Origin of the sequence: Burkholderia cepacia (assembly GCF_001718835.1) — a bacterium.
GTDB classification, from domain to species: domain Bacteria; phylum Pseudomonadota; class Gammaproteobacteria; order Burkholderiales; family Burkholderiaceae; genus Burkholderia; species Burkholderia cepacia_F.
In genome coordinates, this window is record NZ_CP013442.1 from 671,178 (window position 1) to 697,316 (window position 26,139).

The 26,139-nt window shown below is 64.9% G+C and carries 16 protein-coding genes, 2 tRNA genes, 2 rRNA genes and 1 pseudogene; 6 read left to right on the top strand and 15 right to left on the bottom strand.

Annotation, left to right across the window (positions count from 1 at the left end):
• Positions 1–112 precede the first annotated feature (112 nt).
• The 4 genes from WT26_RS02585 to WT26_RS02600 all read right to left on the bottom strand — a co-directional run bounded on the left by WT26_RS02585 (position 113) and on the right by WT26_RS02600 (position 5,060).
• A 23S ribosomal RNA gene (locus tag WT26_RS02585) occupies positions 113–2,994 on the bottom strand.
• 283 nt (positions 2,995–3,277) lie between these two features.
• Positions 3,278–3,353, bottom strand: a tRNA-Ala gene (locus WT26_RS02590).
• A 36-nt stretch (positions 3,354–3,389) separates the two neighbouring features.
• A tRNA-Ile gene (locus tag WT26_RS02595) sits at positions 3,390–3,466 on the bottom strand.
• 63 nt (positions 3,467–3,529) lie between these two features.
• Positions 3,530–5,060: ribosomal RNA gene (locus tag WT26_RS02600) — 16S ribosomal RNA — on the bottom strand.
• The 16S and 23S rRNA genes sit together here with 2 tRNA genes alongside, the layout of an rRNA operon.
• A gap of 738 nt (positions 5,061–5,798) precedes the next feature.
• Here WT26_RS02600 and WT26_RS02605 point away from each other — a divergent pair.
• The 3 genes and pseudogenes from WT26_RS02605 (at position 5,799) to WT26_RS02615 (ending at position 7,930) form a co-directional block, all read left to right on the top strand.
• Positions 5,799–6,236 carry an ATPase gene (locus tag WT26_RS02605; RefSeq protein WP_069272112.1) on the top strand — a complete coding sequence of 146 codons (438 nt, stop codon included), beginning with the start codon at positions 5,799–5,801 and terminating at the stop codon, positions 6,234–6,236.
• Between the two features lie 148 nt (positions 6,237–6,384).
• Positions 6,385–6,876, top strand: a pseudogene (locus tag WT26_RS38315) (AMP-binding protein); the annotation flags it as partial.
• A gap of 160 nt (positions 6,877–7,036) precedes the next feature.
• Complete coding sequence (locus WT26_RS02615) at positions 7,037–7,930, top strand: AEC family transporter (protein WP_059807100.1); 894 nt, start codon at positions 7,037–7,039, stop codon at positions 7,928–7,930.
• 560 nt (positions 7,931–8,490) lie between these two features.
• On the opposite strand, the gene WT26_RS02620 is transcribed toward WT26_RS02615, so the two are convergent.
• The 5 genes from WT26_RS02620 to WT26_RS02640 all read right to left on the bottom strand — a co-directional run bounded on the left by WT26_RS02620 (position 8,491) and on the right by WT26_RS02640 (position 15,291).
• The gene (locus WT26_RS02620) at positions 8,491–9,141 is read right to left on the bottom strand and encodes a DUF429 domain-containing protein (protein ID WP_069272113.1); all 651 of its coding nucleotides are present in this window, start codon (positions 9,139–9,141) and stop codon (positions 8,491–8,493) included.
• Entirely contained in the window at positions 9,138–9,662 is a 525-nt protein-coding gene (locus tag WT26_RS02625) for an HD domain-containing protein (RefSeq protein WP_069272114.1), read from the bottom strand. Before WT26_RS02625 ends, WT26_RS02620 begins: the two co-directional genes overlap by 4 nt.
• A 31-nt stretch (positions 9,663–9,693) precedes the next feature.
• Positions 9,694–13,161 (bottom strand): ATP-binding protein, encoded by a 3,468-nt coding sequence (locus WT26_RS02630; RefSeq protein ID WP_069272115.1) that lies wholly within the window; start codon positions 13,159–13,161, stop codon positions 9,694–9,696.
• Between the two features lie 3 nt (positions 13,162–13,164).
• Entirely contained in the window at positions 13,165–14,415 is a 1,251-nt protein-coding gene (locus WT26_RS02635) for a metallophosphoesterase family protein (protein ID WP_069272116.1), read from the bottom strand.
• A gap of 108 nt (positions 14,416–14,523) precedes the next feature.
• Positions 14,524–15,291, bottom strand: coding sequence for a hypothetical protein (locus WT26_RS02640; protein ID WP_069272117.1), 768 nt, complete (start codon positions 15,289–15,291; stop codon positions 14,524–14,526).
• 337 nt (positions 15,292–15,628) lie between these two features.
• On the opposite strand from WT26_RS02640, the gene WT26_RS02645 reads away from it, so the two are divergent.
• Positions 15,629–17,014 (top strand): GSCFA domain-containing protein, encoded by a 1,386-nt coding sequence (locus WT26_RS02645; protein ID WP_230461531.1) that lies wholly within the window; start codon positions 15,629–15,631, stop codon positions 17,012–17,014.
• Positions 17,015–17,046: 32 nt separating this feature from the next.
• Here the strand turns inward: WT26_RS02645 and WT26_RS02650 are convergent, their stop codons facing one another.
• The 5 genes from WT26_RS02650 to parS form a co-directional block, all read right to left on the bottom strand.
• On the bottom strand, positions 17,047–17,658 hold the full coding sequence (locus WT26_RS02650; RefSeq protein WP_059585867.1) for a hypothetical protein: 612 nt from the start codon (positions 17,656–17,658) through the stop codon (positions 17,047–17,049).
• A gap of 28 nt (positions 17,659–17,686) precedes the next feature.
• Positions 17,687–18,736 (bottom strand): patatin-like phospholipase family protein, encoded by a 1,050-nt coding sequence (locus tag WT26_RS02655; protein ID WP_045565968.1) that lies wholly within the window; start codon positions 18,734–18,736, stop codon positions 17,687–17,689.
• Between the two features lie 77 nt (positions 18,737–18,813).
• A complete protein-coding gene (locus tag WT26_RS02660; protein ID WP_069269643.1) occupies positions 18,814–22,254 on the bottom strand; it encodes an adenylate/guanylate cyclase domain-containing protein in 3,441 nt (1,146 codons plus the stop codon).
• A gap of 209 nt (positions 22,255–22,463) precedes the next feature.
• Positions 22,464–22,943, bottom strand: a complete 480-nt coding sequence (locus tag WT26_RS02665) for an RES family NAD+ phosphorylase (protein ID WP_069272118.1) — start codon at positions 22,941–22,943, stop codon at positions 22,464–22,466.
• Complete coding sequence (parS, locus tag WT26_RS02670; RefSeq protein ID WP_069272119.1) at positions 22,940–23,395, bottom strand: antitoxin Xre/MbcA/ParS toxin-binding domain-containing protein; 456 nt, start codon at positions 23,393–23,395, stop codon at positions 22,940–22,942. Before parS ends, WT26_RS02665 begins: the two co-directional genes overlap by 4 nt.
• Positions 23,396–23,707: 312 nt before the next feature.
• Here parS and WT26_RS02675 point away from each other — a divergent pair, with 312 nt between their 5' ends.
• Positions 23,708–23,932, top strand: coding sequence for a purine-nucleoside phosphorylase (locus WT26_RS02675; protein WP_069269645.1), 225 nt, complete (start codon positions 23,708–23,710; stop codon positions 23,930–23,932).
• Between the two features lie 433 nt (positions 23,933–24,365).
• Positions 24,366–25,082: a dienelactone hydrolase family protein gene (locus tag WT26_RS02680; RefSeq protein WP_069272120.1), complete on the top strand. Its 717-nt coding sequence runs from the start codon at positions 24,366–24,368 to the stop codon at positions 25,080–25,082.
• Positions 25,083–25,188: 106 nt separating this feature from the next.
• On the opposite strand, the gene WT26_RS02685 is transcribed toward WT26_RS02680, so the two are convergent.
• On the bottom strand, positions 25,189–26,130 hold the full coding sequence (locus tag WT26_RS02685) for a LysR family transcriptional regulator (protein ID WP_069272121.1): 942 nt from the start codon (positions 26,128–26,130) through the stop codon (positions 25,189–25,191).
• Between the last annotated feature and the right edge of the window lie 9 nt (positions 26,131–26,139).

Genomic DNA, 26,139 nt, shown 5'->3' on the forward strand with positions numbered 1-26,139 from the left:
TGTATCTCACACATACGCGGCACTTCAACCGCAGTACGTCGAGTGCCTTGCACTCGACGCTCGATATCCGTAAGCGCTGAAGCGCTAACGGCTATCGAGACAGCCTTGTTATAGGATCAAGCCTTACGGGCAATTAGTATCAGTTAGCTGAACGCATTACTGCGCTTACACACCTGACCTATCAACGTCCTGGTCTCGAACGACCCTTCAAGGAGGTCAAGCCTCCAGGGATATCTCATCTTAAGGCGAGTTTCCCGCTTAGATGCTTTCAGCGGTTATCTCTTCCGAACATAGCTACCCGGCGATGCGACTGGCGTCACAACCGGTACACCAGAGGTTCGTCCACTCCGGTCCTCTCGTACTAGGAGCAGCCCCCTTCAAATATCCAACGCCCACGGCAGATAGGGACCAAACTGTCTCACGACGTTTTAAACCCAGCTCACGTACCTCTTTAAATGGCGAACAGCCATACCCTTGGGACCGGCTACAGCCCCAGGATGAGATGAGCCGACATCGAGGTGCCAAACACCGCCGTCGATATGAACTCTTGGGCGGTATCAGCCTGTTATCCCCAGAGTACCTTTTATCCGTTGAGCGATGGCCCTTCCATACAGAACCACCGGATCACTATGACCTGCTTTCGCACCTGCTCGACTTGTCGGTCTCGCAGTTAAGCACGCTTATGCCATTGCACTATCAGCACGATTTCCGACCGTACCTAGCGTACCTTCGTACTCCTCCGTTACGCTTTGGGAGGAGACCGCCCCAGTCAAACTGCCTACCATGCACTGTCCCCGACCCGGATCACGGGCCAAGGTTAGAACCTCAAACAAACCAGGGTGGTATTTCAAGGACGGCTCCACCGAAACTAGCGTTCCGGTTTCATAGCCTCCCACCTATCCTACACAGATCGGTTCAAAGTCCAATGCAAAGCTACAGTAAAGGTTCATGGGGTCTTTCCGTCTAGCCGCGGGTAGATTGCATCATCACAAACACTTCAACTTCGCTGAGTCTCGGGAGGAGACAGTGTGGCCATCGTTACGCCATTCGTGCAGGTCGGAACTTACCCGACAAGGAATTTCGCTACCTTAGGACCGTTATAGTTACGGCCGCCGTTTACCGGGACTTCAATCAAGAGCTTGCACCCCATCATTTAATCTTCCGGCACCGGGCAGGCGTCACACCCTATACGTCCACTTTCGTGTTTGCAGAGTGCTGTGTTTTTATTAAACAGTCGCAGCCACCAGTTTATTGCAACCCCTTCACCCTCCTGGCGCAGGCCAGTCAAGCTACAAGGGCGTACCTTATCCCGAAGTTACGGTACCAATTTGCCGAGTTCCTTCTCCCGAGTTCTCTCAAGCGCCTTAGAATACTCATCTCGCCCACCTGTGTCGGTTTGCGGTACGGTCATCGTTAGACTGAAGCTTAGAGGCTTTTCTTGGAACCACTTCCAATTGCTTCGCGCCCTAGAGCGCTCGCGCCACACCCTTGAATCCTGCGCCCGGATTTGCCTAAGCGCCTTCTCCAATGCAGCGACCGGGACTTCCAACACCCGGACAACCTTCCGCGATCCGTCCCCCCATCGCATCTAACGACGGTGCAGGAATATTGACCTGCTTCCCATCAGCTACGCATTTCTGCCTCGCCTTAGGGGCCGACTCACCCTACGCCGATGAACGTTGCGTAGGAAACCTTGGGCTTACGGCGAGGGGGCCTTTCACCCCCTTTATCGCTACTCATGTCAGCATTCGCACTTCCGATACCTCCAGCACCCTTTACAAGGCACCTTCGCAGGCTTACGGAACGCTCTCCTACCATGCGAGACGAGCTCGCATCCGCAGCTTCGGTATATGGCTTAGCCCCGTTACATCTTCCGCGCAGGACGACTCGATCAGTGAGCTATTACGCTTTCTTTAAAGGGTGGCTGCTTCTAAGCCAACCTCCTGACTGTTTTAGCCTTCCCACTTCGTTTCCCACTTAGCCATATTTGGGGACCTTAGCTGGCGGTCTGGGTTGTTTCCCTCTTGACACCGGACGTTAGCACCCGATGTCTGTCTCCCGTGATTGCACTCTTCGGTATTCGGAGTTTGCTATGGCGGGGTAATCTGCAATAGACCCCCCAACCATGACAGTGCTCTACCCCCGAAGGTGAGACACGAGGCACTACCTAAATAGTTTTCGGAGAGAACCAGCTATTTCCAGGTTTGTTTAGCCTTTCACCCCTATCCACAGCTCATCCCCTAACTTTTCAACGTTAGTGGGTTCGGACCTCCAGTACGTGTTACCGCACCTTCATCCTGGCCATGGATAGATCACCTGGTTTCGGGTCTACGCCCAGCAACTGAACGCCCTATTCGGACTCGCTTTCGCTACGCCTGCCCTATACGGTTAAGCTTGCTACTGAACGTAAGTCGCTGACCCATTATACAAAAGGTACGCCGTCACCCCTTACGAGGCTCCGACTGTTTGTATGCATGCGGTTTCAGGATCTATTTCACTCCCCTCCCGGGGTTCTTTTCGCCTTTCCCTCACGGTACTGGTTCACTATCGGTCGATCACGAGTATTTAGCCTTGGAGGATGGTCCCCCCATCTTCAGACAGGATTTCACGTGTCCCGCCCTACTTGTCGTACACCTAGTTCTTTCATACTGTTTTCGCCTACAGGGCTATCACCTGCTATGGCCGCACTTTCCAGAGCGTTCGGCTAACAATACAAATAAAGAGTACAAGGCTCATCCCATTTCGCTCGCCACTACTTTGGGAATCTCGGTTGATTTCTTTTCCTGCGGTTACTTAGATGTTTCAGTTCACCGCGTTCGCTTCGCATGGCCTATGTATTCAGCCATGGATACTCCATACGGAGTGGGTTTCCCCATTCGGATATCTACGGATCAAAGCTTGTTTGCCAGCTCCCCGTAGCTTTTCGCAGGCTACCGCGTCCTTCATCGCCTGTGATCGCCAAGGCATCCACCACATGCACTTGTTCGCTTGACCCTATAACGAGTCTGTCTCGTTACAGGTTGAGTTCTCGCGTTGTGCCGTATTCCAATTGAGCCGAACATGAAGTTCGAATCATCTTGAGATACATCGATACAATCACAACCCGGATAGTTTCCACGTCCATCTCAAAGACGCTTCCGCTATCCAAATTACTTGCTTCTTCCAGATTGTTAAAGAACGACAGCCGATACAGTTACCTGCATCACTCTGACTGGCTCAATCGCCAATGCCAAATCCTCGGTTCGCTTTCGAACCAAGCACTTCGCATTGAAGATTGTGGTGGAGGCAGACGGGATCGAACCGACGACCCCCTGCTTGCAAAGCAGGTGCTCTCCCAGCTGAGCTATGCCCCCATACAGAGACTTCCCAGGGTACTTCCGCCAGACAATTGGTGGGTCTGGTTGGATTCGAACCAACGACCCCCGCCTTATCAAGACGGTGCTCTAACCGACTGAGCTACAGACCCCTGAGTCTGTCCTAATTTACAGCCGATAAGCGTGAGCGCTCAACTTGTGCGAGATAGCTCTGGAAAGGAGGTGATCCAGCCGCACCTTCCGATACGGCTACCTTGTTACGACTTCACCCCAGTCATGAATCCTACCGTGGTGACCGTCCTCCTTGCGGTTAGACTAGCCACTTCTGGTAAAACCCACTCCCATGGTGTGACGGGCGGTGTGTACAAGACCCGGGAACGTATTCACCGCGGCATGCTGATCCGCGATTACTAGCGATTCCAGCTTCATGCACTCGAGTTGCAGAGTGCAATCCGGACTACGATCGGTTTTCTGGGATTAGCTCCCCCTCGCGGGTTGGCGACCCTCTGTTCCGACCATTGTATGACGTGTGAAGCCCTACCCATAAGGGCCATGAGGACTTGACGTCATCCCCACCTTCCTCCGGTTTGTCACCGGCAGTCTCCTTAGAGTGCTCTTGCGTAGCAACTAAGGACAAGGGTTGCGCTCGTTGCGGGACTTAACCCAACATCTCACGACACGAGCTGACGACAGCCATGCAGCACCTGTGCGCCGGTTCTCTTTCGAGCACTCCCGAATCTCTTCAGGATTCCGACCATGTCAAGGGTAGGTAAGGTTTTTCGCGTTGCATCGAATTAATCCACATCATCCACCGCTTGTGCGGGTCCCCGTCAATTCCTTTGAGTTTTAATCTTGCGACCGTACTCCCCAGGCGGTCAACTTCACGCGTTAGCTACGTTACTAAGGAAATGAATCCCCAACAACTAGTTGACATCGTTTAGGGCGTGGACTACCAGGGTATCTAATCCTGTTTGCTCCCCACGCTTTCGTGCATGAGCGTCAGTATTGGCCCAGGGGGCTGCCTTCGCCATCGGTATTCCTCCACATCTCTACGCATTTCACTGCTACACGTGGAATTCTACCCCCCTCTGCCATACTCTAGCCCGCCAGTCACCAATGCAGCTCCCAGGTTGAGCCCGGGGATTTCACATCGGTCTTAGCGAACCGCCTGCGCACGCTTTACGCCCAGTAATTCCGATTAACGCTCGCACCCTACGTATTACCGCGGCTGCTGGCACGTAGTTAGCCGGTGCTTATTCTTCCGGTACCGTCATCCCCCGATCGTATTAGGACCAGGGATTTCTTTCCGGACAAAAGTGCTTTACAACCCGAAGGCCTTCTTCACACACGCGGCATTGCTGGATCAGGGTTGCCCCCATTGTCCAAAATTCCCCACTGCTGCCTCCCGTAGGAGTCTGGGCCGTGTCTCAGTCCCAGTGTGGCTGGTCGTCCTCTCAGACCAGCTACTGATCGTCGCCTTGGTAGGCCTTTACCCCACCAACTAGCTAATCAGCCATCGGCCAACCCTATAGCGCGAGGCCCGAAGGTCCCCCGCTTTCATCCGTGGATCGTATGCGGTATTAATCCGGCTTTCGCCGGGCTATCCCCCACTACAGGACATGTTCCGATGTATTACTCACCCGTTCGCCACTCGCCACCAGGCCGAAGCCCGTGCTGCCGTTCGACTTGCATGTGTAAGGCATGCCGCCAGCGTTCAATCTGAGCCAGGATCAAACTCTTCAGTTTAAACCTGTTACTGCTTTCGGTTCGGTTAAGAACCGGTCGCTCACTCAAAGCTGACAGGAATATGAATCACTTCATAAACCTGACTTACTTTAGCGTGAGACTCTTGATACTTTTGCTATCTGATCCGAGGATCGGCTCGCTGTCATCAAGCGCCCACACTTATCGGCTGTTAATTTTTAAAGAACGTGTCTGCGAGAAAACCGTCTTTCTCAGCAGCGCTGCGTTGTCAGCAGCAGAGAAGCGAGATTATGAACCGTGTTTCGCAGCTCGTCAACAACTTTTTATACTACATCGTTGCGACTGCGGGGTTCATCTTCCTCGGCGCTCCAGGCGTCCAATCGGACCTCCCGAACCACCCGCTTCCCCTTCCGCGCCGCGTTTCCGTTAGCGCGAAAGAGGCGTGATTCTAAGCACCTCCCGCGCCAAGCGCAAGGGGTTTCGCGAAATAAATTCAAAAGCCCCCGTGCGCTGCCGCGCACGGGGGCTTTTGCGTTGACGAACCATGTATCCCAACGTCCTTGGTCCACCCAAAGCACGGTGCCCAATAACGCACGTCTCTATATATAGATGAAACGTCGAGTGCCTCAACGGGACGCGCACAGCAAACCCGATCGTGCTTGCCCGCCCCTGGCAGACCTCCCCGGCGCCACGCCTCCATACAGGATCCCGTTTATGGGATGAAGGTCGAATGCGCCGTCGAGTATCATGCCGCGACCGAACCACGCACAATGACCAACGATGGACAGCTCCACTCAATCCGACGAAGCCGATCTCCACGCCGAATACGCAGCGCTACGCCAACGCGCCGCCGCGCTGGAGGAACAGGTCCCGCCGCTCCTGCAACGCATTTCAGACGTGTTGCCTCGTATCGGGGGACAATCCGAGCCGGCGGATGATTACCGGGAACTGCTGGTCGGCGCGCGCAACGCCGCACTGGTGGCCATCGAGAACTACCAGCAGGCAATCCCATTCCTGCAGACGGCCGACTCGATCATCGAGCAACTGGACAAGACACCCGAGCGTGACGAGGACGCGGAGTGGCGCGAATCGCTGCTGCAACGGCTCGACGAACTGATCGACGTCGCGACAGTGATGATCGACGATGCGGACATGCATTACGGTATGGCGCAGGAAACCAATCCCGCCGACGTGCCGCCATCCCTGCTCGACGATTGAACAGCCGGGAATACCGGCAACAAGCAGTGAGCCCATGCAAACCGGCTCACTGCTCCGATCGGCGATGCAGTCCGCACCGCCCTCCATATCAGAAGCAGCAACCGCCCTTGCTCGATCCCTTCCGGATCGACAGCGCGGTTAGCCCGACGCATTTCCGCACGGCATGCTGCGCACGGGCGACCTCGGCTTCGTCGACGACCGCGGCCACCTGTTCATCTCCGGACGGATCAAGGACCTGATTATCCTGAACGGCGTGAACTACTATCCGCAGGACATCGAAGGCGCGGTGCTGAACGTGTCCGACCAGATTCGCCCGAACCGGCTCGCGGCGATCATGGTCGAGCGCGACGAGCAGGCGGGCGTCGTCGTCGTGCTCGAGGCGATCGGCCGGTTCGACCTCGCCGCGCTCGCGCCGGAAATCTGCCGCGAAGTATGGGACGCGTGCCAATTGACGCTGAGCGGCGTCATCCGCGTGAAGAAGGGCGAGATCCACACGACGTCGAGCGGCAATATCCAGCGTGCGACCTGCGCGAAGATGCTCGCGGAAGGCGCGTACACGATCGAGGACGCGTATCTGCACGACGCCGCGCAGGCATGGCTCGCGCCCGTGATCGAACGGTGCGCGTCGGCCACGCTCTGACCGTGCGCATCCTCGCATCGCGCGCGCTGCCGGGGTATAGTCCGGCGGGGCGCGCGCCCGGTCCGCCGCCTCTGGCGTGGTCCCGCGCCGACTTTCGACACCCACCCGCACGGGTGGCCCGCCGGGCCTTCCGGCATCCGATTCGTTCAAACGCCGCTCGATGGCTCCGTTGATTCTCGTTCTCGCCTGCCTCGTCGCAGGCGCCGCGCTCGCGCGGAGCAAGCGCCTGCCGGCCAACTTCCCGGCCAGCCTCAATTTCTTCGCGATCCAGATTTCGCTGCCGGCGCTCGTGCTGCAGCATCTGCACAAGATCGCGTTCGGCGCGGACGTGCTGTGGCTGTTCGCGACGCCCGCGATCGTGTTCGCGGCGACAGCCGCGCTCGCGCTCGCCGCGGGCGCGCTGCTGCGCCTCGACAAGGCGACGGTCGGCTGCCTGACGCTCGTCTGCGGCACGAGCAACACGTCGATCGTCGGCGTGCCGGTCGTGCAGGCGCTGATCGGGAGCGCCGCGATCGGCCATGCGCTCGTCGTCGACCAGGCGAACTTCATCGTGATGTGCACGGCGGGCCTCGTCGTCGCCGACCTGTACGCAGGCGGCACGATGAGCTGGCGCGGCGTCGCGCGGCAACTCGCCGGCTACCGGCCGATCCAGGCGATGGTGCTGGCGCTGCTGCTGCGGCCGGTGCCGTTCCCGCCCGTGGTCGAGGACGTGCTGACCGCGCTCGGCGCCACACTCACGCCGATCGCGATGATCTCGGTCGGCGCGAGCTTCAGCCTGCGCAGCGCGCGCGACGCCGCACGTAATTTCATGGTCGGCATCGGCCTCAAGCTGCTCGTCGTGCCGGCGATCGTGCTCGCCTGCGGGCTCTACGTGTTCGCGCAGCGGGGCGTGCCGCTCGCCGTCGCGCTGGTGCAGGCGGCGATGCCGCCAATGATCATCGCGGGACTCATCGCCATCGACAAGAAGCTCGATCCGCCGCTCGCGGGCGCGCTGATGACGCTCGGCGTACCGGCGTCGATCGCCGCCGCGTGGCTATGGTTTCAATTGGCGTAGCCGGATCGCTTCTGCGGCGATCCGAACATCTTCGTATCATCGCGGAGCGATAGCGCTGCCCCGAAGCGGCCGACCGTATCGCCAGCAGCAGCTCGCCCGGCGAGTCTGCCTTGCTGACGAGCGCGGCGACACCCAGGCGCCAGGTCTCCCGATAGATGGCGCAGTTTTCCGCGACGGTGAAGACCACGATCGGCAGTGCAGGGAAATTGCGTCGAACGTACCCCAGCGTACGCAATCCGCCCCCCCTGCCTGTCGCCTTCGAACATGAAGTTGGTCACCAGCACATCACACGCGTCCGCGTGCAGTGTCGCGCTGTCCGACACGCGATGCGTCACGCATCCGATGTCATGACTCGCGACCACGCGCTCCACACCCAACGCGAATATCGGCTGATCGTCCGCAACAATGAAGTCCAGGGTCTGTTTACATACGGAACGCACATGCGAATGCCCGAAATCGCTCGTAGAGCAAGGAGCAAGGAGCGCCGTTTGGCCGAGCCAAACAAGCGACGCGAACCGGCATGCGCGGAAGCGAACGCGCCCGTGCGGAGGTCGGCGCCGCTACGGCGCACGCGTCATGGGCACCCGGATGTATCCGCCCTCGGCATCCCCATAAACGTCGGCGCATCCTTCGATCACGAATCGCGCAGTCAGCGCGCACAGCGCGGCATCTCTCGCATCGACGGAAGTCAGCGTCGCGACGTCGATCCCCATCCTTTCCAGCAACTGCCTGCGCTGAACGCGCTTCTGTTTCGCGGACGCGACGTCCTTGCCCAGCAGCGCGCACGTGATCGCATGCGGATAGGTTTCGAAGCTCGCGCGCCCGCCCGCATAGCGCGGCGCGGTCAGCAGCGGGTACGCGTCGGCAAGCGCCCGATAGACCTGCTCGCCGACGAACATCCAGTCATAGAAGCCGGTGGTGTTGGCCAGCGCGCGCTCGCGCGTCGGCGTCGAGAACAACGAAATCCGTTCGCGCACCAGCGCGCGCTCGGCCGGCCGGTGCCCTTCCCCGGCCCACCATCGGCACGGCGAATCGACACCGACGGCCACGACCTCGTGTTCGAGGCACAGCAGCGGCAGCGCTTCCGGCGCAACGCCGTCGGCGCGATAGACGACCGACGTGCCGCGCAGGATCACGAGATCGCATTGCTTCCTTTCGCCACCCACATCGACGCCGGCGACGCAAGCCGATCGCTTCGCGCGCACGGTCACGCCGACGGCCGCGCGTCGTAGGCGGCGTCGAAGATCGCTTCGAGACCGGGATGCACGCCGCGCATCGGGTCGACGACCGACTTCGCCCAGTCGAAGTACGCCTGCTTGCGCTCGAGCGGCCAGTCCGCGGGCGGATGCCGTGCGATGTCGCGCAGGTTGCAGATCTTGTCGGCCAGCTTCACGAGCTTTGCACGCCGGCTGATGGTCGCCGCATGCTCGACCTGCAGGCGTTTGCGCTCTTCCTTCGGCAACGACTTGTCGTCGGTGACTTCCATCACGATGTCCGCCACGTCCTTGCCGAACAGCCGCAGCAGTTCCTGCTCGGTCGTCTCCGTATCCTCGACCGTGTCGTGCAGCACGGCCGCGACGATCACCCGCTCGTCCTCGACGCCGGCCTCGTTGGCCAGCACGTCGGCGAGCGCGATCGGATGATTGATGTACGGCGACGCCTGTTCGTCCTTGCGCCGCTGATTGCGATGCTTGTCCGCCGCGAACGCGATGGCGGCTACCAGCTTTTTCATGATTGTTCCCGGAGTCGTTGAAAGTGCGAACCTATGCGCCGACGGGCTCGCGCTGCAGCGCCACCACGTTGACCCGTTCGCCGAACACCGCCTTCACCAGCGGCAGCAGGTGATCGTGGTGCGTCAGGAACAGCACCTGGGTCCGCGTCGACAGATCGCGCAGCGCATCGAGGCCGGCCTTCGCGCGCGCGTCGTCGAAGTTGATGAACAGATCATCGGCGACGAACGGCAGCGCGGTCCGGCTGCCGAGCTGCAGTTCCAGCGCCGCGATCCGCAACGCCAGGAACAGCTGGTCGCGCGTCCCCTCGCTCATGCCGGTCACCTCGACCGACGCGCCCTTCGTCCGCTTCGCATGGAGCGCGGGCGGCGTCCGTTCGGTATCGACGGTCAGCCGCGCGAATTCGCCCAGCGTGAGCCCGGCGAAGATCTCGCCCGCACGCCGGAGCATCGGCCCCTGCTTCTGGTCGCGATAGCGATCCGTCGCCCACTTCAGCAACCGGCTCGCCGTGGCCGCTTCCAGGTACTGCTCGGCTGCATCGCCCATCGCCGCCAGCGCTTCCTGCCGTTTCGACTCGGCAACGGCCGCGTTCGCCTGGCCGTCGATCGCGCCGAACGCCTGCTCCGCGACCACCTGTTTCTGCGCAAGCTCGTTAAGCCGCTTGCCGACATCGCCCAGCGCCTGCTTGGCCGATTCGAGCAGCGCCGGCACGTCGGCGAGGTCCTGTTCCGCGATCTCGGCCTCGATCGCTTCCTGCGAAAGACCGTCGCCATCCCGCACGAGCGCCTCCTGCGCCGCATCGAGCGACTGCCGCAGCTGACGATGCCGGTCGGAGCGCTCCGCGAGCGGCAGCGCCGCGTCGATCGCCTCCACGCCGGCCATCTCGAGGAGCGGCTGAATCCTGGCGTCCGCGCCCGCAACCGCGGCAACGGCATCGGCCACCTTGCCCTCGGCGTGCCGGATCGCGTCGTCGGCCCGTTCGATCGCTTTCGCGGTCTCCGTGGCGGCCGCGAGCCGCGCCGTCAGCCGGCGCGCGACTTCCGGCCAGTTGCCGGCGGCCAGCAGCTCGGGATCGAGCACTTCGGCCAGGCGCCGCGCGTCGCGTTCCAGCGCGGCCAGTTCCGCGCGGATCGCGGCGATGCGGCTGCGCGGCGCGTCTGCGGCGGCCAGTTCGGCGGCGACGGCGTTCGCCAGCTCGACCGCGCCCTCCGCCGCCGCAAGCGTCACAGCGCTCGTGGTGAGCCGCGCGTCCGCCAGCGCCTCGCGCCACTGCGCGTGCCACGCATCGTAGGCCGCCTGTGCGTGATCGGCTTTCGCCTGTGCGCCCGCACGCGCGCGCTCGACCTGACGCACCTGATCCTCGAGGCTGCCCTGCTGCGCGATCGATTTCTCCGCCGACTGCACGAACGACTCCGCGGCAGCGACGAGCGCCGCGAGCCCGTCGTCGCTGTCGCGCGAAACAGCCCGCAATGTGGACTGCAGCGCCGCCTCGGCCGCCACGCGCGCGGCGCGCGTCGATTCGAGCTCATGCGCCTGACGCTCGTATTCGGCCTGCGCGGCGAACACCGCGTCGCGCTTCGCCAGCCAGTCGTTCATGTCGGCGAGCGGCATGCCCGGCACGCCGGCGGCCGTCGCGAGCCGCGTCCACGCGTCCCGGTGCGCGGACAGCTCCTGCTCGCGCTCGGCCAGCGCGGCCTGCCTGCGCGTCACGCCCGCACGCGCGGATTCGACCTGCTGACGCAGCGACTGCAACGTCGCCGCCGCCTGCGTCGTGCCGAGCCGGGAATCGACGAGCTCGTCCGCGAGCCGGATCGCGTCGTCGACCGCCGGCGCGCCGGCGTCGAGGCCGACCGCGCCGCGCTTGATGTCGCCCCATGCGCCGTCGCGCCGCGCACGCGCCGCCAGCACGTCGGCGGTCGTGACGACCTTGTGGTTCTCCGCGAAGTGCTTCTCGTGCAGTTCGAGCCGTTCGAGCTCTTCGCGAGCATGATCCAGCGCGTCGCGCACCGCCGCGACCGCGCCCGCATGCTCGTTGTCGTCCTTTTGCCACGCGACGAGCCGTGCCGTCGACGGCAGGTCGAGCGTGCGCAGCGCCGCCACGGGCTTGCGCCACTGCCCGAGCCCGTCGAGCGCGTCCGTCAGCGCGCGCTCCGCCAGCGCGACCTCGCGCTCGAGCACCTGTTCCCGCGATGCGCTGTTCCTGAAGCCCTGCGCGTCGGCGAGCGCGATGCGCAGCGCCTCGGGCGCCTCGACCGTCGACAGTCGATCGAGCTGGTCCTTCAGTTGCGCAAGCTCGCGCACCTTCTCGTCGAGCGATTCGCGCGTGCCGGCCAGCGCCTGGTGCAGCGCACCGTGTTCGCGCAACAGGTTGGCCACGGTCTTCAGCGACAGCGCCGTCGGCAGCGACGCACGCAGCGACGCTTCGTCCGTCGGCCATCCGAGCTGCGCCGCGGCGCCGAATGCGGCCAGCAGGTGCCGCTCGACGTCCGCACCGAGCAGCAGCAGATCCTGCGCGTGATTCATGCACGCGCCGCGCAGCCGATCGAGCGCTTCGATGTCGGCGGACAGCGCGAGCACGTCGCCGTCCGCGACGATCGCATCGCGCGCGTGCCGCTTGCCGGCGAGATCGGCGCGCCGCTCTTCCAGCACCTTCTGTTCGGCCGCGAGATCGCCCTGCGCCTTCAACAGATCTGCATACGCGGTGGGCGGCAACTCGACGACCGCGCCCAGCTCCGCCAGCGCCGCGTCCTTGACCGTCAGCTCCTTGAGGTACGGCGCCAGCCGCCGCACGCGCTCGAGCTTCGAGCGCAGCGCTTCGAGCCGGCGCTGTTCCGCGCGCGCCTGCTCGATCTGCTGTTCGACCGCTTCGCGCGCGTCCTTGCGTTCGACCCAGTCGCGCGTGCGCACCTGAACCGTCTTCAGCTCGGTCACGGCTTCGTTGAACGACGTTTCGGCCAGCGCGAACGCGCTGCCGCTGCGACGCGGCGCCCACAGCTCGACCGCACGCGCATCGAGCTCCTCGCGCACCGGCCCGAGGCTGCCGACCCCGGCGGCCGATTCGAACAGCACCTGGCCGAGCTTGTCGGATGCGTCGAGAATGCTCCGGCCGCCGTCGACCAGGCGCCCGTGATCGAGCCCGAACATCTGCTCGAAGAATTCCTTGCTCGCGCCGTCGAGGACGGCCGCCAGATAGTCGTCCGGAAGCCGCTCGTCGGCCGGCGTGCGCAGCGGCGTGCGGCCTCTCGCGCGATGGAACGCCATCTCGCCGGCCGCACCTTCGAGCACGCCGCCGATCCGCAGTTCCGGCGTGCTGTGCAGGAAATCGAGCGGCGTCTGCAGCTTCATCCCGAACAGCAGCTCCGACACGGCCGTGCGGATCGTCGACTTGCCGGCCTCGTTCGGCCCCACGATCACATGGAAATCGTGGTCCGCGCGCGGAAAGCCGAGCGCCGCGTCGGTGAACTTGCCGTACTTGATCAGATCGAGCCGGTTGATCCGCATCGCTTACTCCCCTCTCGCCAGCCGCGCAAGCAACGCGGGCCCGACCTGCTGCACCAGTGCCGTCAGCTCGCCGGACCGCGCCAGCGACAGCAGCGGCACCTCTTCCTTCACGTCGCTGCGCACCTTGCCGACGAACGGCTTCAGGTCGCGTTCGAGCAGCTCGAGGAAACCCGGATCGCGCGCGGCATCGGTCAGGATCTGCTTCAGGTCCTCGAGCGCTTCGAGCTGCTCGGTCTCGCCATGCGACAGGTCCATCGCGGACGTCGCGACCTTGACCTTCTCGAGCCACAACCGCTCGTTGCCGATGATGCCGATCTGGTTCAGCACCTCCGCGCGCAACTGCGGCGCGCGCCCGAAAAAGAGGCCGTGGGCAGGCGTACGCCCCGCGACCGTCACGCGCACTGCGCGCGGCACATGGCCGTCGACGGTCAGCAGCGCTTCCAGCGACTGGCCGATCTTTCTCGACAGGTCGGCGACGGTCAGGCAATCGGACGCGTCGACCGACACGGCTTCCCAGCGCAGCACGTCGAGATACAGACGCTCGACCTGCGTGCGGCCTTGCTCGACCGTCACGAGCACCGCGCCGCGGCGGCCTGTCTCGCGGATATGGCGCCCCTGCAGGTTGCCGGGAAACACCACGGTGGACGGCCCCGACCATTGCTGGAATTCGTGCACGTGGCCGAGCGCCCAGTAGTCGTAGCCTTTCGCGTGGAGTTCGGCCAGCGTGCAAGGCGCATAGTTCGCGTGCGCCGCATGGCCTTCGAGCGCCGTATGCAGCACGCCGATGTTGTAGTAACCGGGCACCGGGTCCGGATAGCCGATCGCGAGATTGTCGACGACGGCCTTGTCCTTGAAGCTCTGCCCGTGCAGCGCCACGTTGAATTCGGGCAGGCGATGGACTTCCGCCTTGCGGTGGCCGAACACGGTGACGTTGTCGGGCAGCGTCAGCTTCTTCGTCATCTCGCTTTCGGCATCGTGGTTGCCGCCGAGGACGAACGCACGGATGCCGGCCTTGCGCAGGCGCCCCATCTGCTGGCCAAAGAAGATGCCCGTGTTGTGATCCTTCCAGTCGCCGTCGTACAGGTCGCCGGCAATCACGAGGAACGCGACTTCCTCTTCGATCGCACGATCCACGAGTTGCCGCAGCGCCTCGCGCGACGCATTGCGCAACTGCGCGGCCGGCGCGTCGGGATACGCGCTCAGGCCGTGCAACGGGCTGTCAAGGTGTATGTCTGCCGCGTGGATGAACTTCACGAAGATTCCTTTGATGCGTAGCGGGGAATGGCCAGTGCGCGTTGCACCGGCGTCAACCGGCAGATTGTAGTGGTCAATTCGCCGCTGCCGCACACGACGCCGCGCCGGTCACTCGCCGCGCGGCACCGGCGGCGGAGCATAGCCGTTGTCATTGCCGGGGAACGGATTCGCGTTGCGGCGCAGCGCTTCCTCTTCGTTCTCCTTCTGCGCGAACAGCGCGACGCCGATCACGCCGACGTTCGCCGAATCGCCGTATTTCGAGTTCGCGACGTAGCTGTCGGGCACCGCCGCGAAACGGAATGCCGCCACCTTGTCCTGGCTCTTGCGGAAGCCTTCGATCGTCAGCGTGCGGCCCGGATACAGCACGTAACCGCCGTTCGTATAGCTGCCCGGCCGCCCCGACAGCACGTCGAGCCCGTCGACGGTCGACACGACTTCGAACGTACGGCGCCCCTGGTTGCGCAGCACGATCATGTAGCGCGAGCCTTCGACGCCCGCCATGTGCCAGCGGCCGTTACTGCGCGCGAGACGCAGCGGCACGCCGCGCTCGTCCGCGAACGACAGCGCGACGTCGCCGTTCGCGAGCGCGACCCGCGTCGGCAGCGTACGCAACGTTGCGGCGGCCGGACGTCCGGGCAGCGCGTCGTTGTAGTAGACAGACGTCACGTCGGTCGGCGTGGTCGGGTTCGCGCGCTTGAAATCGACGTGGCGCGTCTCGGATCGCACCGACTCGCCCCATGCAGTGCCGAGCCCACGACGCTCGCCGGCGTCCGGTGCGGCGGAAGAAGCGGTGCCGGCGGGCGGCAGCGGCGACGAACTGCAGGCGGCCAGCCAGAGCGCGCAGGCGAGCGCGAGAAGACGGAACAGGACAGTCATGGTCATCAATTCTCGGAATGTTATCGGTCCACGCCGGGGCCCGGGCGCGGCACTTTCGTGTCAGTTGCCGTCACGATGTCGATCGGACGGGGCCGCCATCGGCAACCGGCGCAGTCAAACCGGCCGCCGGTTGAGATCGGCCCCGCTATTTAAGCATGGCGCGCGCGGCGCGAACCATCGCGGTGCGACCACCGCGTGACGCCCACCGTCCTAAAGTTGGACTCGCGGGCTGCCGTTATCCCGCCGACAAGTCTTGTACACCAAGCGACACCAGATCCCCATGGACATTACGAGTTGGAAGGAACACGCCCAGCGAACCCTCGCCGGGACAGGCGGCATGCATGAAGCCATCGCGCTGCTGGAGCGCGAACCCGACGAGACGGACTGGGAAGCCAACATGCTCCTCGGCATCCTCTACGGGCAGGCGCGCGATCTCGGCAACGCGGTCAAGTTCCTGAACAGGTCCGCGTCGCACAATCCGCACGATCCGGACACGATCTTCTTTCTCGGCTGCTTTCGCGCGCTGCAGATTCCCGGCTTCCACAAGAGCTGGGCGGTGCGGCGCGATCACGCCAGACAAGCGCTCGGCCTGGTCGAAAACTCGCCGAACGCGGCGCAATGGCCGCAGCTCAAGCTTTGCCTCGAAATGCTCGCGACGGCGGCCAGCTACGTCGGCCCGCAGGACGATGCGGAATTCGCGTATCGCTGGCTGATCCGGATCGATCCCGACAATGCCGGGCATTACGCGAATCTCTCGCAGATCCGCGCCGATGACGACCTGGAGGAAGCCGCCGCGCTGCTGGACAAGGCGCAGTCGCTCAGCCCGAACATCGCGAACCGCAACGACCTCGCGCTGTCGCGCAAGGTGCTGTCGGCCGGGGAGCGGCGCGCACCGATCGCCCGCGCGAAATACCCGACCACGAAGGAAATGCGCGGCGATCTCGCAAGCGTCATCCGTTCAACCCTGCTCAAGGATTTGCCGAAGCAGCGTTTCGTCAGCGCAGACACGCGGTTCTTCACGCTCGGCTCGTGCTTCGCGCGCGAGATCGCCACGCGCTTGATCGAGCGCGGCTATCGGGCCGACTTCTTCGAAGTCGTCGAGCACATCAATTCGAGCTTCGCGAACCGGAGCATGGTCGACTGGGCGCAGGGCAAGTGCCGGGGCCAGAGCCGCGAGCGGCTCGACGAGCTGTTCGCATCCCTGAATATCACGCCGGACGGATTGCGGGCGCGCTGGGCCGCGGCGAACGTGTTCATCTACACGCTCGGCGTGGCGCCGGCCTTCTTCGACAGGCAGTCCGGCGAGTTCGTGATGCCGTCGAGCTCGACGTTCGCGTCGCGCGCCTTCGCGGAAATGTACGACTTCCGGACCACGACGGTGCAGGAGAACCTGGAGAATCTCGAGTACATCGCATCGTACATGCGCACGTTGAACCCGAACGTGAAGATCGTGATTACCGTGAGCCCGGTGCCGTTGAAGACCACGTTCGAATTCAAGTCGGCGATGCAGGCGGACTGCATTTCGAAATCGACGCTGCGCGTCGTCGCCCACGAGTTCGTCACGAAGCATCCGGACGTCGTCTACTGGCCGAGCTTCGAGGTCGTGCGCTGGCTCGGCGGACATGTCGGGCCCTTCTACGGCAACGACGACGATGCCGCCCTTCACGTCGGCGACGACGTGGTCAAGGCCATCACCGACCTATTCATCGAACACTATTCCTGACCGGGCAGGGCCCGGCGCGCCGCCCGACCGTCTCAAGGCGGCGGCAAGCCGAGCCGCCACGTCAGGTTGCGGCGCGCGCGCGCTTCGCAGCGCGCGTGGAACAGATCGGTGCAATAGATCCGCGGGCGCGCCAGCAGCTCGCCGAGGATCGCGCGGACCTGGCGGTCGTACGCGCGATCGTCGAGGTCCGGGCGCTCGGCGCGCAGCCGCAGCCCGTCCTCGCGAAAACGGCTGCGCGTCGCGCCCAGCACCGCGAGATCGATGTCCACCACGAAGCGCACATCCGGCTCCGCCGGCACGACGTGGTGCTGCGTCGCCAGGATCATGTCGCGTATGCGCTCGCCCGCCGCGATGCGCCCCGCCGCCCAGTGCCGGAACCAGTCGGCGCTGCGCGCCTCGTTGTCGCGGGCGCCGGGCCGATAGATCACGTCGTGGCACCACAGCGCGAGCTCCACGCTGTCGGGATGCGGCACCACGCCGCGCGCCCGGTCGAGATCGCGCAGGCAGCGGCGGATATGGCGCAGCGTGTGGTAGTGACGCGCCGCTTCGCCATAGCACCGTGCAAGGTCCGCATAGACGGCGTCGGCATCGAGGCCGCCGCTGCGGGTCCACAATGCGACGAAGCGCGCCCGTGTCTGGCTCATCCCGGTTCCCTCGCGTCACCGCGCCCGCTCAAAGAAATTCCTTGCGGATGTCGATGCTCGATCGCTCGCCGACATGCCGGTAGTTCTCCGCGAGCCATGCGTGGGCCTCGCGCCGCCCGTTGTCGCGCAGTCCGCACAGGAAATCCCAGTCCGCGTTGTACTTGCTTGAGACGCTGAGCGCGCACATCGCTTCGTCGGAGCGGATCGAGTGAATCCGCATTTCCTTCATCTCGCCGCGGGCGAGCTTGCCTTGCTGGATCAGTTCGGTGACGAACGCGATCGCACGCATCTCGCGCATCAGCGACGAATTGAAGCTGATCTCGTTGATGCGGTTGAGGATGTCCGCCGCCGTCACCGGCACGCCCGGGCGAACGAGCGGGTTGATGTGCACGATCACCACGTCCTGCGTGTCGCAGTGGTAGATCAGCGGATAGATCGCGGGATTGCCCATGTAGCCGCCGTCCCAGTAGTGCTGGCCGTCGATCGTGATCGCCTGGAACAGGGTCGGCACGCAGGCCGACGCCAGCACGGCTTCCGCGCAGACGTCGTCGCCCGAGAAGATCCGTATCTTGCCGGTCTCGACGTTGGTCGCGCTCAGGTAGAGGCCGATCGGGCAGCGCTTCCTCAGCCCGTCGAAATCGACGTGCCGCTCCAGCACCTCGCGCAGCGGGTTCAGGTTGTGCGGATTGAACTGGTACGGCGAGAAGATCCGCAGCACCATGTCCGCGAACGCATACAGCGGCGAATGGTCGAGCCCGAAGCTGTGCGTGCCCTTCAGCCAGGGCATCCAGCGCAGCGGATTGTATTGCTCGGCCGACTCCGCGACCGCGCGCCAGAAATCGTGCAGCGCGCCGCGAGCGGCAGCCTCGCCGCCCTGCAGCAGGCCATGCGCGAGCACAGCGGCATTCATCGCGCCGGCGCTGGTCGCGCTGACGCCTTCGATGGACAGCCTGCCGTCCTCGAGCAGGCGATCCAGCACGCCCCACGTGAACGCGCCGTGCATGCCGCCGCCCTGCAACGCCAGCGCGACCGGCTTGCGTTCGTCACGTCCGCCGTGCCTTTCGCTCCTCGTGGCCATCTTCGGTCTCCCGTGATGATGCCGGTTTGCGCCGGCCGCACGCGCATGCGTCGCCGATGCGCTTCAGCGCGTGCGGCTCACCCGCCGTTCGAAGCCAGCTGGTCGAGCAGCGCGGCGGCCTCGCGCAAGTCGGCCGTATCGAAACCTTCCGTAAATCCGCGGTACGCCTCGGACACCATCCGCCACGCGTCGGCCGTCCGGCCCTGGCCTTGCCACACGCGCGCGAGGCTCAGCACCGCGCGCAGCTCGAACGAACGGGCACGCTGGCGGCGCGCGACGTCGATCGCACGCCAAAGACAGTCCTCGGCGTCATCCGCACTGCCCGCCGCGCCGAGCAGCAGCGACGCCTTGAGTCGATGCAGCTCCGCTTCGTAGCAGCGCTCTCCGGTGCGCGCCGCCAGCGCCATCGCTTCGTCGATCGCAGCGAGGCCCGCCGCCGGAGCGCCGGCGCGTGCGCAGCTCTGCGCGAGCAGCGAGAGGAAGTGTGTGCAGCCCATCGCGGCGCCGGTCGCGCGGTAGCCGTCGAGGCCCGCGCGCATCTGCGCGATCCCGTTCGCGAGGTCGCCCTGCTCGCTCATCGCCCAGCCCCGCAGGACCGCGCCCCACGCATGCCAGAACGGCAGCCCCTGCTCGGTCGCGAGCGTCATCAGCGCTTCGGCGTGCTCGCGCGCCGCGTCGGCTTCGCGCCGGAATTGACGAAGCTGGGCCGCGTACGCGAGCGTCAGCGCCAGCGTCGGAACGTGAGCGACCTGCCGGGCCCGCGCGAGCGCCTGCCGGCAGCGCAGGTTCGCCTGATCCGCGCAGCCCTGATGCCACAGGGTCCACGCGAGGAAATTCAGGCTGCGGATGCCCGGATCGATCGTGCCGGCGAACGCGGGCCCGGTACGCGGTTCGGCGTCGAGCAACGCCAGCGCCCGTTCCCCGTGAGCCCGGGCGCGCATGAGCTCGCCTTCGAAGAACAGGCTGGCCGACAGCGCGAGATGCGCCTCCACGAGCAGCCCCGGATGCTTCGCCTGACGCGCCATGCGCAACATCCGGTCGCCGATCTCGCGGGCAGTCGCATACTCCGCGCGCAAGTGGTAATGCGTCCTCAGCCCGAGCTGCACCAAAAAGAGCTGGGATGTCTCGCCGATCTGCTCGCACAGCGCCAGTGCGCGCGTGTAGTTCGCCGCGACGTCCGGCGCGCCGTAGCCGCGGACCGCCATCAACGCCGGTCCCAGCGCGATCCGCAGCGTCAGTTCCTGATGCGCGCGCTCGGGCGTATCGGGCAGGCGCTCGAGCAATTCCAGCGCCGCGCCGAGGTGACGCATCGCGTCCGGCTGCGCGGAATGCTGGAGCGCCTGCTGCCCGGTGCGGTACAGGTACTCGACGGCTTTCGGCACGTTGCCGCTCAGCCGGTAGTGGTGCGCGAGTTCGCTGCAGTAATCCGCGATGCGGGTCGGGAACAGCGCCTCGATCGCCTGCGCGGTGCGCTCGTGCAGCGCGCTGCGCCGCTCGGTGAGCAGCGAGTGCCCGGCGACTTCCTGCGTCAGCGCATGCTTGAACGAATACTCGACCTCGGGAAACGCAGGCCGCTCGTAAATGAATTCCGCGGCCTCCAGCCGTGCCAGCAGACGGCGCAGATCGTCGTCCGTCCGCGCGGCCTGGCCGTCGCAGATGCGGCGGATCAGGCTGAACGGAAACTCCTTGCCGATCACCGCGAGCGTCTGCAGCAACTCCTTCTCGTCGATCGCGAGCCGGTCGATGCGGGCGGCCAGCACGCCCTGCACGGTCGTCGGAATATGCAGCGCGGCCGGAATCCGCTCGATCCGGTAGCGCCCCGGCTCGCCGAGCAGCGCGTGTTCCTCGACGAGCGTCTGGACCACTTCCTCCATGAAGAACGGATTGCCCTCCGTGTTTTCGAGGATCAGCTGCTCGAGGGGCGCGAGGGTGGGATCGTCGCCGAGCAGCGCGGCGAGCAGCCCCTGGGCCTCGGCCGGGCCCAGCGGTTCGAGCCGCAATTGCGTGCGATGCGCCGCGCCTTCCCAGACCGGCTGGTACTCCGGCCGGTAGTTCACGAGCAGCAGGATGCGCGTGCGCTCGACGCGCTCGATCAGGCAGGCGAGAAATGCTTCGGTCTCCCGATCGAGCCATTGCAGGTCCTCGAACAGCAGCTCGACCGGCTGGTCGCGGCTCTCGCGCGCCAGCAGCCGGATGATCGCGTCGAAGGTGCGCTCGCGCCGAATCTGCGGGTCCATCTCGGCGAGCGCCGGTCCGCCGTCGCCGACGCCCAGCAGATAAAGCAGGTAGGGCACCAGTTCCTCGAAGCTGCGCTCGAGCGTCAGCGCCTTGCCCATCACCTTTTCCCGGCAGCGGCGCTCGTCGTCTTGCGCAGTGATCTGGAAATAGTTCTTCAGCAGCTCGATCAGCGGCAGATACGCGAACGCCTTGCCGTGCGACACCGAGAAAGTCTCGAGCAGCAGGCAGCCGCGCCGCGAGCGCTCCTTGAACTCGTGGAACAGCCGCGATTTGCCGACGCCGGCCTCGCCGACCACCGCGACGACCTGCCCGCACCCCGCGCCGGCCTGCTGCAACGCGCCGTGCAGGTGATCGAGTTCGGCGTCGCGGCCGACGAAGCGCGCGAGGCCGCGATGCGCGGCCAGCTGCAGCCGCGTGCGCAGCGCGCCGAGCCCCAGCACCTCGTACACCGGCAGCGGCTCCGGCACGCCCTTGACCTGGGTGGCGCCGAGCGCCTTGAACTCGAAATAGCCTTCGGCCAGCTTGTGGGTCGACTCGCTGACGAGGATCGACGACGGCGTCGCGATGCCTTCCATCCGCGATGCGATGTGGATCGTGTGCCCGACCGGATCGTAGTCGGTGTGCAGGTCGTCGGTGCGGATCGAGCGCACGACGACTTCGCCGGTGTGCACGCCGACGCGGATCTGCAGCGGGATGCCCTTCTCCAGACGAATCCGGTCGCTGTGACGGCGCATCGCCTGCTGCATGCGCAGCGCCGCGAACAGCGCGCGCTGCGGATGATCCTCGTGGGCGATCGGTGCGCCGAACAGCGCGAGGATGCCGTCACCGAGCGACTTGGCCACGTAGCCTTCGTAGTAGTGGACGGCTTCCATCATCAGCGCGACGACCGGCTCGATCAGCCGGTGGGCCTCTTCCGGATCGAGGTCGTGGATCAGCGCGGTGGAGCCGGCCATGTCCGCGAACAGCGCGGTGACGGTCTTGCGCTCGCCAGCGGTTCCGCCGCGCGCTTCCATCGCCGCCTGTTCCGCGAGGATGCGCTCGGCGAGGTGCTGAGGCGTGTAATGGATCGGCGCCATGGACGGACCGGCAGGCCCGGCGGACAGCCGCGGACGCGGCGACGGACCCGCATCGGCCAGCGGCGCGCCGCATTCGCTGCAGAACTTCGCGGACGCGCCCGACTCGTGGCCGCAGCGCGGGCAGGTGCGCGTCAACACGGCCCCGCAGGTCTCGCAGAAGCCGACCCCGGCGGGGTTGTCGAATCCGCAATGTGCGCAGCGCATACGATCGCTTCCCCTGCCCGGAACCTGCTCTTACACATTCTAGTGCCGCACCTGCATGCGGCAAGCGGCGACGGGATATGGCATTCCCTCGGTTCCGGCCAACGGCCATGCGCGCCGTGCGTGCGACGTCGTCCGCGTCGTCGAGCGGCCTGCCGATGCGATGCCGGTTTCACGCGAGCCGGCGGGCAAGCCGCGCGGCGCGTGCGGGGTCACGCCTGCGGCTTCGGCTGGATCAGCCGCAGGATTCGGCTGTCGTATGGCGTTTGCAAGATCTCCGCGACGCGAATCTCGGCGACGGCCGGGTGAAGTGGATTCAGCAGGAAGTTGTGCGCGTGCGGCACGACGACGCTCGGCACGCGCAGCAGCGCGCTCGGTTGCGTGTGCAGCCACTCGGTGCCCGCGCCCTTCGTCCAGTCGGGATTCGTCCGCCAGTCGGCCGGTGCGTCGTGCTCGGCGATCTCGGCCACCGCAACCGAGTCGGGCACCTCGACCCGCAGCAGCTGGTATCCGCTCGGCAATTGCTCGACCGTGGCGATCTCGAAATGAACGAGCGTCTCGAGCAGCGCGAGCGCCGGATGCTCGGCGAGATACACGACGGGCTGCCCGGCGAAATGCCAGCGCCCGCCGGCGCGCAACCCGCCGATGCCTTTCAGGTCGGCGAAATTGCTGATCCGCCACAGCGTCGTCAAGCGAAATACCCCTCGTCGATCTGCGTGAGGGCTTCCTCGACGAGCCGCGCGCCATGCTCGGTGCTCGCCATGTCGAGCGACGTACGGCCGCCGAAGCGCTGGAGCCCGTTGCGCAGCCACGCCATCGCCTTGTCCTGGTCGCCGAACGTGGCCGTCGCCTGCGCGACGATGCGCGCGAGACGGATCGCCTTGTCGGATTCCTCCGGCGACAGGCGTTCGTGCGCCTGGCGACGATGGCTCAGCGTGCGGCGCGGAATGATGAAGGCCAGTTCATCCGATTTCAGCCCGCGCTCGGACAGCCGGTCGATCACCGAGACGTCGACGCGCGCGCTCGCCAGCTCGGCAAGATCGGCCCCCGATCGGACTCGGATCGCCAGCAGCTGTTCGAGAATCGTGAATTCGGCCTGACGCGGATGCGCGACGCCCGAAGGATGAAAAGCAATGGTTGCCATGGGTCCTCCTCGGCAATTTGCCCAATCATTATAGGCGTTTTGCCGAACTATTGGCGATGCGGGATAGCGTGTGGCCGGATCGGCGAGAAATGTTCGGCATCGCCGATGCCGACTTTGTCACGTAACAACCCGATCATTCCACGCCTTTCAAACAATCCCCCGAAAAGCTCGGACTCCATCGCGGATCGTTAACCCAATTGCAATAATTTTTCGCCGCAATCGGTATTTCTGGCCGGTATCGCCATCGCTACGATGCAGTCAACCGCTCAGCACAATCAGTGAAGCGCGAAATCAACGAAACCGGAGGTCGACATGAAATCGTTCATCTACGCCGTGGTCGCAGCCACTGCCCTGTCCGCGTCGTACGGCGCGTTCGCCCAATCGAGCCAGCCGTCGCCGACGCTGCAGGCCGCGCAGACGCGGGTCACCAACGCCGACGAAACCGGCTATGGCGCGCAGGCAGCCGCCGGCGTTCGCGCGGGCCACGTCGTGACGGTCACGCAGAGCGGCCCCGGCTCGGTCTACTTCGGTCATTGAGCCCGCCCGTCGCTCGCGCATCGCGAGCGCGGTCGAACGACGGAACACCACGCCCCCGATCGTCGGGGGCGTGGTGTTTTCACTGTCGGCCATGCATGTTCGCAACGAACGGCGCCATGACATACAAAGCCGTTTCCGCGCGAATATTCAGGAATGCTTGAATTCAGGCCGGTCGGCGCGCAGCGATGAAAGTCTGCGCCGTCACGGCGGCCGCACCTCGCGCCCCGACGACGGCCACGTTCCGGGCCGGCCGACCGCCATCATCACGAGCGCAGACCCGGCACGTTTGAGCATAGAATTCCGGCGAGTACGAAGCCGGCCGAAGCGGCCGTGGGGAAGTCGCGAAGGCCACCGGGAAGATTCCGGTCGCTGCCGCGCTCGCCGGCTGTTCTGAAGCGGTACCCATGCGCATTTTTCGAAAAGGAGCGGTTTCATGTCTCAAACATCCGGTTCCATGATCACGTTTCGACGCCCGGACGGCCAGGAACTGCAGGGCTATCTCGCCACGCCGGCAAAGACCGAAGGCGCGCCCGCGGTCGTCGTCATCCAGGAATGGTGGGGGCTGAACGACCAGATCCGCGGCGTCGCGGATCGCCTCGCGCGCTGCGGCTACTTCGCGCTCGTGCCCGACCTGTATCGCGGCAAATCGACGGTCGAGGAAGAAGAAGCGCACCACCTGATGACCGGGCTCGATTTCGGCGACGCGGCCTCGCAGGACATCCCCGGCGCGGTGCAGTACCTGAAGACGCGAGCCGCGCGCATCGCCGTCACCGGCTTCTGCATGGGCGGCGCACTGACCCTGCTCGCGCTGCAGAACGCCGACGTGGCAGCCGGCATCGCGTGGTACGGCCTGCCCCCGCTCGACTACATCGACGCATCGAAGCTCAAGGTGCCGCTGATGGGCCATTGGGGCACGCAGGATGCGTTCTTCGCGATTGACCAGGTCGATGCGCTCGAGAAGAAGCTGGGCGCCGCGAACGTCGACTTCACGTTCCATCGCTATCTCGCGCACCATGCGTTCGCGAACGAAACGGCCGTCGGCCCCGGCCGCCTGCCGGGCACGCAATACGATCCGGCATGGTCGCAGATCGCATGGGACCGGACGCTCACGTTCCTCGGCCGCACGCTGTGGACGACCGAGCCGAAGTAAGCGCGTTGCGATACGCGTGATCGTCGTCTGCCGGCCGGGCGCATGCGGCCGGCGGATGATGGCAACAAAGGCGCGCGTGACGCCGTCACGGCGGCGCCGCGCCGGCTCAAGGCTGACCGGAACCGCACAGCGCAGCCTCGTCGGTGGCCAGCATTTCGGGTACGCATTCACGCAGAAAATCGACGAACGTGCGGATTTTCGCATCGAGATACTGGCGCGATGCGTACAGCGTGTAGACGGTCAGCTTCTGCAAGCGGTAGTCGGGCAGCACGCGCACCAGCGCGCCGCTGCGCAGTGCCGGCACCGCGGTCGACATCGGCAGCGAACCGATACCGAGGCCGGCGCGCAATGCGGCGCCGAGCGCATCGGCGACATTCACCTGAAAGTCGGGCAGCGGAAGCTCGAAGGTCTCTCGGCCGTCGGGGCCGTCGAGATGCCAGCGATCGCGCGGAAATACGGGCGTGACGATCTGCAGGCAGGCATGCGCTTCGAGGTCCTTGATCGTCTGCGGCGTGCCGTGTTCGCGCAGGTACGCGGGCGACGCGCACAGCACGCTGTGCACCTCGCCGAGCCGCTGCGACACGAGCCCCGAATCGGGAAGCTCCGTCGCACTCAACTGCAGCGACACGTCGTAGCCTTCGTCGATGATGTCGGGTACGTGCTGCGACAGCGTGAGCTCGACCGCGACCGACGGATAACGCTGCCGGTAACGCACGACCGCGGGCACCACGTAGGCCTGGCCGAAGCTCGTCGTCGCATGAACGTGCAGCCGTCCGGACGGCTTCGCCTGCGCGTCCGCCGCTTCCGCCTCGGCCTCGTCGATATAGGCGAGCACCCGCTGGCAGCGGTCGAGATAACGCTGCCCGGCGTCGGTCAGTGCGATGCGGCGCGTGCTGCGGTTGAGCAGGCGCGTGCGCAGATGGGTCTCGAGCTGCGCGACCGACCGCGATGCATAGGCCGTCGTGATGTCCAGGCGCTGGGCCGCGCTCGTGAAGCTGCCCTCCTCCGCAACCCGGACGAAAATGCGCATCATCTGTAACGTGTCCATCGACCTGTC